The organism is Streptomyces sp. NPDC048248 (assembly GCF_043201875.1).
In the GTDB taxonomy this organism is placed as follows: domain Bacteria; phylum Actinomycetota; class Actinomycetes; order Streptomycetales; family Streptomycetaceae; genus Streptomyces.
On sequence record NZ_JBICZL010000005.1, the window covers coordinates 448,524 to 460,465 of the forward strand.

The 11,942-nt window shown below is 73.4% G+C and carries 11 protein-coding genes; all 11 read left to right on the top strand.

All coding sequences use genetic code 11. The features are described 5' to 3' along the window. Positions 1–59 precede the first annotated feature (59 nt). The 11 genes from ACGFZW_RS13380 to ACGFZW_RS13430 all read left to right on the top strand — a co-directional run bounded on the left by ACGFZW_RS13380 (position 60) and on the right by ACGFZW_RS13430 (position 11,804). Positions 60–1,049 carry an SRPBCC domain-containing protein gene (locus ACGFZW_RS13380; RefSeq protein WP_393893198.1) on the top strand — a complete coding sequence of 330 codons (990 nt, stop codon included), beginning with the start codon at positions 60–62 and terminating at the stop codon, positions 1,047–1,049. 111 nt (positions 1,050–1,160) lie between these two features. Then, positions 1,161–2,072 (top strand): aldose 1-epimerase, encoded by a 912-nt coding sequence (locus ACGFZW_RS13385; RefSeq protein ID WP_393893199.1) that lies wholly within the window; start codon positions 1,161–1,163, stop codon positions 2,070–2,072. A gap of 154 nt (positions 2,073–2,226) precedes the next feature. Continuing rightward, positions 2,227–2,769 (top strand): orotate phosphoribosyltransferase, encoded by a 543-nt coding sequence (gene pyrE, locus ACGFZW_RS13390; RefSeq protein ID WP_393893286.1) that lies wholly within the window; start codon positions 2,227–2,229, stop codon positions 2,767–2,769. A gap of 278 nt (positions 2,770–3,047) precedes the next feature. Then, positions 3,048–4,070: a class II fructose-bisphosphate aldolase gene (fbaA, locus tag ACGFZW_RS13395; protein WP_393893200.1), complete on the top strand. Its 1,023-nt coding sequence runs from the start codon at positions 3,048–3,050 to the stop codon at positions 4,068–4,070. Between the two features lie 153 nt (positions 4,071–4,223). After that, a complete protein-coding gene (locus tag ACGFZW_RS13400) occupies positions 4,224–5,750 on the top strand; it encodes an MFS transporter (protein WP_393893201.1) in 1,527 nt (508 codons plus the stop codon). A 142-nt stretch (positions 5,751–5,892) separates the two neighbouring features. Further along, positions 5,893–6,306, top strand: coding sequence for a DUF3151 domain-containing protein (locus ACGFZW_RS13405; RefSeq protein WP_393893202.1), 414 nt, complete (start codon positions 5,893–5,895; stop codon positions 6,304–6,306). Between the two features lie 371 nt (positions 6,307–6,677). After that, positions 6,678–7,586, top strand: a complete 909-nt coding sequence (locus ACGFZW_RS13410) for a tryptophan 2,3-dioxygenase family protein (RefSeq protein ID WP_393893203.1) — start codon at positions 6,678–6,680, stop codon at positions 7,584–7,586. Continuing rightward, a complete protein-coding gene (kynU, locus tag ACGFZW_RS13415) occupies positions 7,579–8,850 on the top strand; it encodes a kynureninase (RefSeq protein WP_393893204.1) in 1,272 nt (423 codons plus the stop codon). Before ACGFZW_RS13410 ends, kynU begins: the two co-directional genes overlap by 8 nt. Further along, positions 8,847–9,722: an alpha/beta hydrolase family protein gene (locus ACGFZW_RS13420; RefSeq protein ID WP_393893205.1), complete on the top strand. Its 876-nt coding sequence runs from the start codon at positions 8,847–8,849 to the stop codon at positions 9,720–9,722. Before kynU ends, ACGFZW_RS13420 begins: the two co-directional genes overlap by 4 nt. Before the next feature lie 73 nt (positions 9,723–9,795). After that, on the top strand, positions 9,796–11,151 hold the full coding sequence (locus tag ACGFZW_RS13425; RefSeq protein ID WP_393893206.1) for a sensor histidine kinase: 1,356 nt from the start codon (positions 9,796–9,798) through the stop codon (positions 11,149–11,151). Next, entirely contained in the window at positions 11,148–11,804 is a 657-nt protein-coding gene (locus ACGFZW_RS13430) for a response regulator (protein ID WP_393893207.1), read from the top strand. The genes ACGFZW_RS13425 and ACGFZW_RS13430 overlap by 4 nt, the downstream gene beginning before the upstream one ends. Positions 11,805–11,942: the final 138 nt, after the last annotated feature.

Sequence of the window (11,942 nt, forward strand, 5' to 3'; positions counted from 1 at the left end):
GAAGAAAGTTGCGCGGGAGCGGGCACGTGTCCGGGGGCCGCTGGGTAGGCTCCCATGTCATGGAGCATGAGGTGTACGTTCCGTTTCCCGCCGGGACCGTGCGGCAGGCGCTCGCCGAGCCGGCGCGTGTGGCGCGCTGTGTCCCAGGGGTGCAGCTCGACGCCGATGCGGCCCCGCAGAAGCCGGAGGGTCGGCTGCGCCTGCGCGTCGGCAGCGCCACCATCACCTACCGCGGCACGCTGAAGATCACCGCCGAGGGGCCGAATGGCTCCGGCGCCGCGGACGCGGCGGCCCCGGTGACCGTCGAGGCCCGGGGGACGGAGGCCCGGGGCGACGGCTCCGCCGCGCTGACGCTGACCGTACGGCTCTCGTCGGTCACCGAGCCCGGCCCCGGTACGACCTTGACCTGCACCGGGAAGGTCAGCAGGGACGGCCGGCTCGCCGAGGTCACCGACCAGGCCGCCAGGACCGCCGGGCGCCGGCTGCTGGACCGGTTCGCGGAGAACCTGGCGGCGGATCTGGCGAAGCGGCCGGTGGACGGGACGGCGGAGGCGGGGAGCGCTGCCGCGTCCGGTGCGGAAGCCGCCGAGCAGGCGCCCGGTGAGCCGGAGGATTCCGGCCCGATCGACCAGAAGGCTTCCGGCGCGACCGAGGCGCCCGGTGGGCCCGAGGCGCCCGGGCGCGGGGTGTTCGACACCGAGGTGCCGCCGCCGTCGCTCGACCCGCTCAGCGATGCGGACGGCACGAGCGGTGCCCATGACGCCGACGACGCCGATGACGTGGAGGAGGGCGACGGCTATGGCGACGGCTATGAGGGCTACGACGATGACGTCGACGGCACACCAGCGGAGGCCGCGCACGCGCGCCGCACGATGATCGGGCGCAGTGCGGAGGAGGTCGACCACGCCCCGCCGCGCGGACGGTACGCGCCGGTGCCGGCCCCGGAGGCGAACTCGACGTCGGCGACGCTGCGCTGGGCCGCGCCCGCCGCCGCGGTGGTGCTGGCCTCGGCCGTGGTCGTCGGCCGGGTGCTGCGCCGCCGCCGCTGAGTCGGGGGCGGGCGTCCACCGGTCGGCCACCGCCCGGACTCGATCCGGGCGGGGCGGCCTGCGGCGTGAGACCTCGGGCAGGGGGCGGGGGGCACCGTTAGGGTCGGTTCCGTGAGCACCGACAACACCGCGCAGAGCGCTTCGCAGACGCCGGCCGGCGTGCGACTGGCCGCCGGGGACACCGAACTGACCGTTCATCCGGACAACGGCTGCCGTATCGCCAGCCTCCGTGTCGGGGGTACGGAGCTGCTGCGGCAGGGCGCCAAGTACGGCTGCTTCCCGATGGTTCCGTGGTGCGGGCGGCTCGACCACGGGCAGTTCCGCAGCGGGGTGTCCGTGGGCGGTCCGGGGCAACGCCACGGCGTACTGCACCAGATGCCGATCAACGCCGCGCCGCACGCGATCCACGGAACCGGCCGCAACCTTCGCTGGCGTACCGCGCGTGTGACGGCGACGACCGCCGCGTTCACCTACGACCTCGCCGATCCGGCGGCCCCGTGGCCGTACCCGGGAAAGGTCACCCAGCTCGTGGAGCTGGCCGAGGACGGCAAGTCGCTCACCCTCACCATGGGCATCGAGGCGACCGACGACTCCTTCCCGGCGCAGGCCGGCTGGCACCCGTGGTTCGTACGCCACCTCGGCGGACCGGAGGGCGGCGCGCCGGGTGAGGCGTCGCAGGGCGGCGACGTGGAGGTGCAGCTGAACTTCACCGCCGAGTGGCAGGAGGAGCGGGGCGAGGACCACCTCCCGACCGGGGGGCGGCTCTCGCCGCAGCCGGGGCCCTGGGACGACTGCTTCGGCATGCCGCAGGGTGTGGACGTCACTCTCACCTGGCCGGGCCGGCTGGAGCTGAAGGTGGCCAGCCGGGCCGAGTGGGTGGTGATCTACGACGAGCAGGAGGCGGCGGTGTGCGTCGAGCCGCAGTCGGGTCCGCCCAACGGTCTCAACACCCGGCCGCGCCTGGTCACCCCGATCGACCCGCTGGAGATCTCCACGACGTGGAGCTGGCGCTCCCTGGCCTGAGGCGCCGGACAGGCTCCGCCGGAGAGGCCGGGCCGCCCGGTCCGTCCCGCCGCTCAGGCGGCACGGACCGGGCGGTGGTCCGGCCCCCGGGCCGGCCCATGGCGTCCTGAGCTGGCCTAAGCTCATGCGCATGAGCGAGGACGTCAACGAAGTAATGCCGGACGACACGCGCGGCGCGCTGCTGCAGCAGATCAAGGACAAGGCCGTGGTGCACGGCCGGGTGACGCTTTCCTCCGGCAAGGAGGCCGATTACTACATCGACCTGCGCCGGATCACCCTGGACGGCGAGGCGGCGCCGCTGGTGGGCCGGCTGATGCTGGAGCTCACCGCGGACCTGGACTACGAGGCGGTCGGCGGGCTGACGCTCGGCGCCGACCCCGTCGCGACGTCGATGCTGCATGCCTCCGCCGCACGCGGTGGGCGGCTGGACGCCTTCGTCGTGCGCAAGGCGCAGAAGGCGCACGGTATGCAGCGCCGTATCGAGGGACCGGACATCAAGGGCCGCCGGGTACTGATCGTCGAGGACACCTCGACCACCGGTGGCTCGCCGCTGACCGCTGTCGAGGCGGCCCGCGAGGCGGGCGCCGAAGTCGTTGCGGTCGCGACGATCGTCGACCGCGGCGCCGCCTCCGCCATCGCCGAGGCGGGCCTGCCGTACCTCACCGGCTACCAGCTCGGAGACCTCGGCCTGGGCTGAGTCCCGGCGGCCGGACCTCGCGCACACCGGGGCGGGCGGAGCCGTGAGCGAGCGGCAACGAAGTCGTGATGTCGGGCGGGGAAAGAGGCACCCGCTGCCCTGACCAGTGGCTTTTCCGAGGGGTGGACGGTTTCACGTGAAACCGTCCACCCCTTGGTCATGCGCACCGTGCTAGGGATGTGGAGCAAACGGCCGAGTCTGGGAAGATGAGCCCGGCGAAGTCGTCGCCCCCTGGTCAGGGCCAAGAACGCACACCCGCATACACAAGGAGCGGACAGATGCCCATCGCAACTCCCGAGGTCTACAACGAGATGCTGGACCGGGCGAAGGCAGGCAAGTTCGCCTACCCGGCCATCAACGTGACCTCGACGCAGACTCTGCACGCAGCGCTGCGTGGTTTCGCCGAGGCCGAGAGCGACGGCATCATCCAGATCTCCACCGGTGGTGCGGAGTTCCTGGGTGGCCAGTACAACAAGGACATGGTGACCGGCGCGGTCGCGCTCGCCGAGTTCGCGCACGTCGTGGCCGACAAGTACGACATCACCGTCGCGCTGCACACCGACCACTGCCCCAAGGACAAGCTCGAGGGCTATGTGCGCCCGCTGCTCGACGTCTCCGCGGAGCGCGTCGCCAAGGGCCTCAACCCGCTCTTCCAGTCCCACATGTGGGACGGCTCGGCCGAGACCCTCGCGGACAACCTGTCCATCGGCCAGGAGCTGCTCGCCAAGGCCGCCGCCGCCAAGATCATCCTTGAGGTCGAGATCACCCCGACCGGTGGCGAGGAGGACGGCGTCACCCACGAGATCAACGACGAGCTCTACACCACGGTCGACGACGCGCTGCGCACCGCCGAGGCGCTGGGCCTGGGCGAGAAGGGCCGCTACCTCCTCGCCGCCTCCTTCGGCAACGTGCACGGCGTCTACAAGCCCGGCAATGTCGTGCTGCGCCCCGAGCTGCTGAAGGACCTGCAGGAGGGCGTCGGCGCCAAGTACGGCAAGACCGCTCCGTTCGACTTCGTCTTCCACGGCGGCTCCGGCTCCACCGAGCAGGAGATCGCCACCGCGCTGGAGAACGGCGTGGTCAAGATGAACCTGGACACCGACACCCAGTACGCCTTCACCCGCCCGGTCGCGGACCACATGTTCCGCAACTACGACGGTGTGCTGAAGGTCGACGGCGAGGTCGGCAACAAGAAGACCTACGACCCGCGCAGCTGGGGCAAGCTGGCCGAGGCCGGCATGGCCAAGCGCGTGACCGAGGCCTGCGCGAACCTGCGCTCCACCGGCACCAAGATCAAGTAGTCCGCGCGGGAGGGGCGGCGGATCCGCGCCGCTCCGACCGTTCGAGAAGGGCTCCGCATCCTCCAGGGTGCGGAGCCCTTCCGCGTGCCGGGCGGGGGCCCGGCGCCCGGAACACGGGGGGCGAACGGCGCCGTGTGCGGGCATGCTCTGCGTATGAGTGAGCCGAGTACGTCCGGCGCGATCCGCCTGTCCTCGCCCCGGGGCCGCTGGGTGCTGCTGACGGCTGTGCTGGGTTCCGGCATGGCGATGCTCGACAGCACCGTCGTCAATGTGGCGCTGCCCAGGATCGGCGAGGACCTGGACGCCGACCTGGCGGTCCTGCAGTGGACGGTCTCCGCCTACATGCTCACCCTCGCGGCGCTGATCCTGCTGGGCGGGGCACTGGGGGACCGCTACGGACGGCGCCGGATCTTCGTCATCGGTGTGGTGTGGTTCGCCGCGGCCTCGCTGCTGTGCGGACTGGCGCCGAACGCCGGGGTACTGATCGCGGCCCGCGGGCTGCAAGGCGTCGGCGGGGCGCTGCTCACTCCGGGTTCGCTGGCCCTGATGCAGGCCGTCTTCCACCCGGACGACCGGGCGCGGGCGGTCGGCGCCTGGTCCGGACTGGGCGGTGTGGCCGCGGCGGTCGGGCCCTTCCTCGGCGGCTGGCTGGTGGACGGGCCGGGATGGCGCTGGGTGTTCTTCGTCAATGTGCCGCTGGCGGCGGTGTGCGTCCCGGTGGCGCTGCGCTACGTACCGGAGACCCGGGAGCGGGATGCGAAGGAGCACCGGGGCTTCGACGTGCCGGGTGCGGCGCTGGGCGCACTGTCCCTGGCCGGGGTCACCTATGCGCTGATCGCCGCGCCGGACCGGGGGGCCGCACCGGGGGTGATCGCTCCGGCGGTGGCCGGGGTGCTGCTCGGCGTGGTCTTCCTGCACGTCGAGCGGCGTCGGAAGGATCCGATGATGCCGCCGTCGATCTTCGCCATCCGCCAGTTCTCCGCCATCAACGCCGTCACCGTGTGCGTCTACGCGGCATTCGGCGGCTTCTTCTTCCTCGCCGTGCTCCAGCTCCAGGTGGTGGTGGGCTACTCGGCGCTGGCGGCCGGCACGGCGCTGCTGCCCACCACCGTGATGATGCTGCTGCTCTCCGCGCGTTCCGGGGAGCTGGGCCAGCGGATCGGGCCGCGGATCCCGCTCACCGTCGGGCCCGTGCTGTGCGCGGCCGGGATGCTGCTGATGCTGCGGGTCGGGGTCGGTGCCTCCTACCTGGCGGATGTGCTGCCCGCCCTGGTGGTGCTGGGCGCCGGGATGGTGACGCTGGTCGCGCCGCTGACCGCGACCGTCCTGGCGTCCGTGGACGTGGACCGGGCGGGCCTGGCCAGCGGCATCAACAACGCCGCGGCGCGCGCGGCGGGGCTCGTCGCGGTGGCCGCGCTGCCGTTGCTGGTGGGCATGGGCCCGGAGTCGTACCGCTCGGCCGAGGAGTTCGGGTCGACGTTCCGGCGTGCCATGCCGCTGTGCGCGGGTGTGCTGCTGGCCGGGGCGCTGATCGCGTGGCTGACGGTGCGGACCAATGTCCTGCGCGGCGCGGCGGTCGAGGAGCCGTGCCACCCCGAGGTCACCTACCACTGCGCGGTGAGTGCGCCGCCGCTGGACCCTGGGGAGACGCATCGGCCGGCACCGGAAGCGAGGGCCTAGGACGGGACCGGGACTTCTGGTACGAACGGCCCCCCACCAGCCCAAACGGCCCCTCGTGGGCCCCGGCGACCCCCCGCTGTGCTGCCTGCCCGCCGGAAGATCCGGGGCGCTCGCCGCCCCCGGGACCAGGCAGACTGGGAGCATGGCCATTCACGAGAACCTTCTCGGGGGACCGCCCCCGACCCACCTGCCCGACGACCCCGAGCCCCGCGAGCTGCTCGCGGCGGGCACGGCGCCGTCCGATGTCGCCGCGAAGTACCCGACCTCCTCCTTGGCCTGGGCGCAGCTCGCCGACGACGCCTTCGAGGGCGGCCGGACCGTCGAGTCGTACGCCTACGCCCGCACCGGCTACCACCGCGGCCTGGACGCGCTGCGCCGGGCCGGCTGGAAGGGCCACGGCCCGGTGCCCTTCGAGCACGAGCCCAACCGGGGCTTCCTGCGCGCACTGCACGCCCTCGCCCGCGCCGCGCAGGCGATCGGCGAGCAGGAGGAGTACGAGCGCTGCTCGACCTTCCTGCGGGACTCCTCGCCGACCGCGGCCGACACGCTCACCTGAGAGCGGGAGGCTGCCCCCGACGGTGCCCTCCCGGCCGCTCCACGGCAGCCGGGAGGCCCTTGGGAGCGGGCCGGGCAGGCTTCCGGGCACCCTCGGGCGCGGCACTCCGTCCGAGCCGTCAGGGTCCGCCCTGACGCGCTCCGAGCGGCCCTGTTCCGCCGCCGCTGAGGGGCGCCGGGCGCCGCCGGGGCGACGCACCGGGCAGTGACCGAGGGCCGACCGCATGATCGCGGTCGGCCCTTGCGCCGTCGCTGTCCAGCACGGATGATTTCCCTGGGCCCGGATCGTTCCGCGCCCGAGGGGACCGGGGCTCCCGAGCCGACAAGGAAGGGGCGGACCGCTACCCGGTAGTTCGCACTGAGGAGTCCCTCATGTCGCAGCCTTCTCCCCATCGGAGCGTCGAAGAACCGGGCCGTGCCGCGGCCACCGGCGCCGAGGTCCACCCTGAGACGGAGCAGGACCCGCCGTTCGCCCCCGATCTGAGCATCGGCAGCAGCACCACCACCCCGTACGAGGACTACGTCCAGGCGGGCGTCCTCACCCACCTGCAGCACCCGCTCTCCGACGACCCCGGCGAGATGGTCTTCCTGGTCACCACCCAGGTCATGGAGCTGTGGTTCACCGTCATCGTCCATGAGTGGCACACCGCGGCCGAGGCCCTGCGCCGCGACGACCTGACGGTGGCGATGGACGCGCTCAAGCGCTCCACCTACGAGCTGGAGGCGCTGAACGCCGCCTGGAAGCCGCTCGCCCGGCTGACCCCGGCGCAGTTCAACGCCTACCGCAGCGCGCTCGGCGAGGGGTCCGGCTTCCAGTCCGCGATGTACCGCCGGCTGGAGTTCCTGCTCGGTGAGAAGTCCGCCTCGATGCTGGTGCCGCACCGCGGTGCGCCGCGCGAGTACGCCGAGCTGGAGAAGGCCCTCCAGGAGCCGAGCCTGTGGGACGAGGTGCTGCGGCTGCTCGCGCGCCGTGGCCACGCCGTCCCGGACGCCGTGCTCCGGCGGGACCCGGCGCAGCGGCACGAGGCGGACCCGGCGGTCGAGGCCGTCTGGGCGGAGATCTACTCCGGCGGCCAGGAGTCCGAGCTGGTCCGGCTCGGTGAGGCGCTGACCGATGTCGCCGAGCTGGTCTGGCGCTGGCGCAACGACCATCTGGTGGCGACCCGGCGGGCGATGGGAGCGAAGATGGGCACCGGTGGTTCCGCGGGGGTGGCCTGGCTGGAGAAGCGGGCCCGCAAGAACGTCTTCCCCGAGCTGTGGACGGCGCGCAGCCATGTCTGACGCCACCGAGAACCCCCTGGACCCGCAGGCGCCGGTGGCCCGTGAACACACCGGCCGCGCCGAGCAGCTGGATGTCGCCGACCCAATCGGCGCGCTCCGTGACCGCTTCGTCCTCGACGACACCGTCTACCTCGACGGCAACTCCCTCGGTGCGCTGCCCCGTGCGGTGCCCGACCGGGTGGCCGATGTCGTCGCCCGCGAGTGGGGCGAGCTGCGCATCCGCTCGTGGTCCGAGTCCGGCTGGTGGACGGCGCCCGAGCGGATCGGCGACAAGATCGCGCCGCTGATCGGGGCGGCGCCCGGCCGGGTCGTGGTCGGCGACTCCACGAGCGTCAACCTCTTCAAGGCCGTGGTCGCCGGGATACGCATGGCCGGCAAGGGCTGCACGGAGATCCTGGTCGACGCCACGACCTTCCCGACGGACGGCTACATCGCCCGGTCCGCTGCCCGGATGACCGGTCTCGCGGTGCGCCCCGTCGAGCCCGCCAGGATCGGCGACGAGGTCACCGAGCGGACCGCGCTGGCGCTGGTCAACCACGTCGACTACCGCACCGGCCGGCTCAACGACCTGCCCGGCATCACCGCAGCCCTGCACTCCGCGGGTGCGCTGGCGGTCTGGGACCTGTGCCACTCCGCCGGTGCGCTGCCGGTCGGCGTGGACGCGCACGGCGTCGACCTCGCCGTCGGCTGCACGTACAAGTACCTCAACGGCGGGCCGGGTTCGCCCGCGTATCTCTACGTGCGCGAAAGCCTCCAGGAGCGGTTCGACTCGCCGCTGCCCGGCTGGAATTCGCACGCCGAGCCGTTCGGGATGGGCCCCGACTACGCCCCGGCCGACGGCATCGTCCGCGGCCGGGTCGGCACCCCCGACATCCTGTCGCTGCTCGCGCTGGAGGCGGCGCTGGTGGCCTGGGACGGCGTCACCATCGAGGACGTCCGCGCCAAGAGCCTGGCGCTGACGGACTTCTTCCTCGACTGTGTGGCGGCGTACGCACCGCAGGGCCGGGTCCGCTCGGTCACCCCCGCCGAGCACCAACGGCGGGGCAGCCAGGTGTCGCTGGCGTGCGCGGACGCGGGCGAGGTGATGGCGGGGCTGATCCGGCGGGGTGTGGTCGGCGACTTCCGCCACCCCGACGTGCTGCGCTTCGGCTTCACCCCGCTCTACACCTCCTTCGCGGACGCGGAGCAGGCCGCCTGGGTGCTCGGCGAGGTGCTGCGGGCGCAGCCCGAGGTGGAGCCGGGGGCGGCCGGGGGCCGCGGGTGAGCGCACCGGACGAGGAGACGGCGCTGCTGGGGCTCGCCCCGGTGGCGCCGGACCGGACGGTCGCGTACGGACCGCATCCGGACCAGATCGTCGACTTCTACGCCCCGCCGTCCGCCGCGGTCACGCCCCGGGCGGCGCGCTGCGGGACGGTCGTGCTGCTGCACGGCGGGTTCTGGCGGGCCGCCTACGACCGCCGGCATCTCTCGCCGCTCGCCGCCGAACTGGCCCGGCAGGGGCTGCTGGTCGCCCTGGCCGAGTACCGCAGGGTCGGGGCGGGCGGTGGGGCTCCGCGCACGTTCGAGGATGTGGCGGCGGCCATCGGGACGGTCGCGGCCGAGGCCGGGCCGGGCGCGGCGGACACCGGCGGCCCCGTCCTCGTCGGGCACTCCGCGGGCGGCCATCTCGCGCTGCTCGCCGCCGCCCGCCCCGGCGTCCGCGTGGGCCGGGTCATCGCGGTCTCCCCGGTCGCCGACCTCGCCCGCGCCCATGAGCTCGGCCTGAGCGACGGCGCGGTCGCCGAGCTGGTCGGGTCGCCGCCGGGGCAGGAAGGTGAGGGGCCCGCGCTCGCGGAGCGGATCGCGGCGGCCGACCCCGCACGCAGGCCGCCGACGGGCCTGCCCGTCACGATCCTGCACGGCACCGACGACCCCGACGTCCCCCTGGACATCTCCCGCCGGTATCTCGCGGCAGCCGCGGCGGCCACGGCCGACGGCGGTGCGGCCACCACGACGCTGCGCGAGCTGCCCGGCGTCGGCCACTACGCCCCCGTCACGCCCGGCACAGTGGCGTACCGCACGCTGCTCGACGCGCTGCTCGGCGGCCGGCCCGGCGACCCCTCCGACCTGCGCGGCAGCAGTCCGCCCGCCTCGTAGTACCTGAGGGGGACGCCGGTAGATCCCCACTGGTGAGGACGCACACAGCTCCGGCACTGCCTACCGTTGTCCCGTGAACGAGACGACCCAGACGCAGGGCACCCTGCGCTCAGAGGCCCGGATAGCCCGTGGCGCCCTGCACCGATTGCGCCAGGATCTGTTCGTCGGTGCCTTCGCCTTCCGCCCGATGCCGCCGCTGGAGGACGCCAAGGTGGCCCGCTGGGTGCCCTGGCTGCCGCAGAAGATGCGGGGCTGGGCACGCTGGCTGCCGCACTCCGCCGTCGGGTTCTTCTCGGCCTGCGTCTTCCTGGGGACGTTCGGCATGGTGTACGGCGTGGGCCCGCTGCGCGGCGTCCTCACCGTCGGCCTGTGCGCGCTGCTCGCCGCCACGCCGATGCTCACCCTCTTCCGGCCGGTCGGCGCGTACTGGCTGTCGCTGGGGGCGTTCGTCGTCACGCTGATCGGCGCCTCGTACTTCGACACGCACGGCATGGACCCGTGGGGGGTGGTGTTCCCCACGCACCTCGCGGTGATGACGCTGGTCGTGCTGCGCACCCGGCCGCGGCTCGCGGTGGAGATGTGGGTGGTCACCTTCGGCCTGGGGGCCGTGGTGTCACTGTTCGACGGGTTCGAGTCCTCGAACTGGCCGCCGGTCGCGGTGTTCTCCGCGGTGGTGCTGGTCTCGGCCGCCGCGGTGCGGGCCTGGCGCGAGGAGCGCCGGCAGGTCGTCGAGACGCAGACCGTCACCCAGGAGGAGCGCTCCCGGCGCACGCTGCTGGAAGAGCGCGCCACCATCGCCCGTGAGCTGCACGACGTCGTCGCGCACCACATGTCCGTCATCGCCATCCAGGCGGAGGCCGCCCCGTACCGCGTCGAGAACACCCCGCCCGAGCTCGCCACGTCCTTCGCGACGATCCGGGAGAACGCCGTCGCCGCGCTCACCGAGCTGCGCCGCATCCTGGGAGTGGTGCGCTCCGAGGACCCGGACGCCTTCGTGGAGAGCGACCCCGAAGCCCCGCAGCCGACCCTCGCCACCCTCGACGCGCTGCTCACCAGCGTCCGGGGCGCGGGGCTGACCGTCGAGGCGGTGATCACCGGCGCCGCCCGGCCGCTGCCGCAGGGCGTCGAGCTGTCCGCGTACCGCATCGTCCAGGAGGCGCTGAGCAACGCGTTGCGGCACTCGCCCGGAGCCGAGGCGCGGGTCGAGGTCTCCTACGTCCTGGGCGGCATCGGCCTGCGGATCGTCAACGGCGTGCCGAGCCGGCTCGCCAAACCGTCCCCGGGCGCGGGGCACGGCATGCTGGGGATGCGTGAGCGGGTGCAGATGCTGGGCGGCGAGATGACGGCCGACCACACCGAGGAGGGCGGCTTCGAGGTCGTCGCGTTCCTCCCGGTGACGAGCACGGCGGCAGGGGAGGGCACGGCATGATCCGGGTACTGATCGTCGACGACCAGGTCATGGTCCGCGAGGGCTTCTCGGTCCTGCTGAACGCCATGCCGGACATCGAGGTCGTCGGCGAGGCCGTCGACGGCCGCCAGGCGGTGCGTGAGGTGGCGCTGCGCAAGCCCGATGTGGTGCTGATGGACATCCGGATGCCGGTGATGAACGGCCTGGAGGCGACCCGGGAGATCGTCGCCGCCGACGCGGACGCCAAGGTGCTGGTGCTGACCACCTTCGACCTGGACGAGTACGTCTACCAGGCACTGCGTTCCGGAGCCAGCGGCTTCCTCCTCAAGGACGCCTCGGCCGGCCAGCTCGCCGAGGGCGTCCGGATCGTCGCCTCCGGCGAGGCGCTGCTCGCGCCGACCGTCACCAAGCGTCTGATTTCCGAGTTCTCCCGGCTGGGCACGCCCCGCGCGCCCGCCCAGGAACGCATCGGAGATCTGACGGAGCGGGAGACGGAGGTCCTGGTGCTGGTGGCGCAGGGGCTGTCGAACGGCGAGATCGCCACGCATCTGGTGGTCGCCGAGTCGACGGTGAAGACGCACGTCAGCCGGATCCTGGTGAAGCTCGGGCTGCGGGACCGCACCCAGGCGGCGGTGTTCGCGTACGAGGCGCGGCTGGTCACGCCGGGCGGGTGAATGTTTGTCCACAGCCTGTGGACAGTGGTGCGGGTGTGACGCACCCGCCGGGCCCCGGTGCCGGCCCCGACCCCGCGGACTCCGGCGGCGCACCGCGCAAAAGTGGGGCGCCCGGGGGCCCGCCCCCCGGGGCGGGGC

Bases quoted from the DNA above. Each gene is read 5' to 3' on its own strand.
- ACGFZW_RS13410 (WP_393893203.1), top strand. From the start codon at position 6,678: ATGTCGCAGCCTTCTCCCCATCGGAGCGTCGAAGAACCGGGCCGTGCC.
- ACGFZW_RS13400 (WP_393893201.1), top strand. From the start codon at position 4,224: ATGAGTGAGCCGAGTACGTCCGGCGCGATCCGCCTGTCCTCGCCCCGG.
- ACGFZW_RS13380 (WP_393893198.1), top strand. From the start codon at position 60: ATGGAGCATGAGGTGTACGTTCCGTTTCCCGCCGGGACCGTGCGGCAG.
- fbaA (WP_393893200.1), top strand. From the start codon at position 3,048: ATGCCCATCGCAACTCCCGAGGTCTACAACGAGATGCTGGACCGGGCG.
- ACGFZW_RS13405 (WP_393893202.1), top strand. From the start codon at position 5,893: ATGGCCATTCACGAGAACCTTCTCGGGGGACCGCCCCCGACCCACCTG.
- ACGFZW_RS13430 (WP_393893207.1), top strand. From the start codon at position 11,148: ATGATCCGGGTACTGATCGTCGACGACCAGGTCATGGTCCGCGAGGGC.
- pyrE (WP_393893286.1), top strand. From the start codon at position 2,227: ATGCCGGACGACACGCGCGGCGCGCTGCTGCAGCAGATCAAGGACAAG.
- kynU (WP_393893204.1), top strand. From the start codon at position 7,579: ATGTCTGACGCCACCGAGAACCCCCTGGACCCGCAGGCGCCGGTGGCC.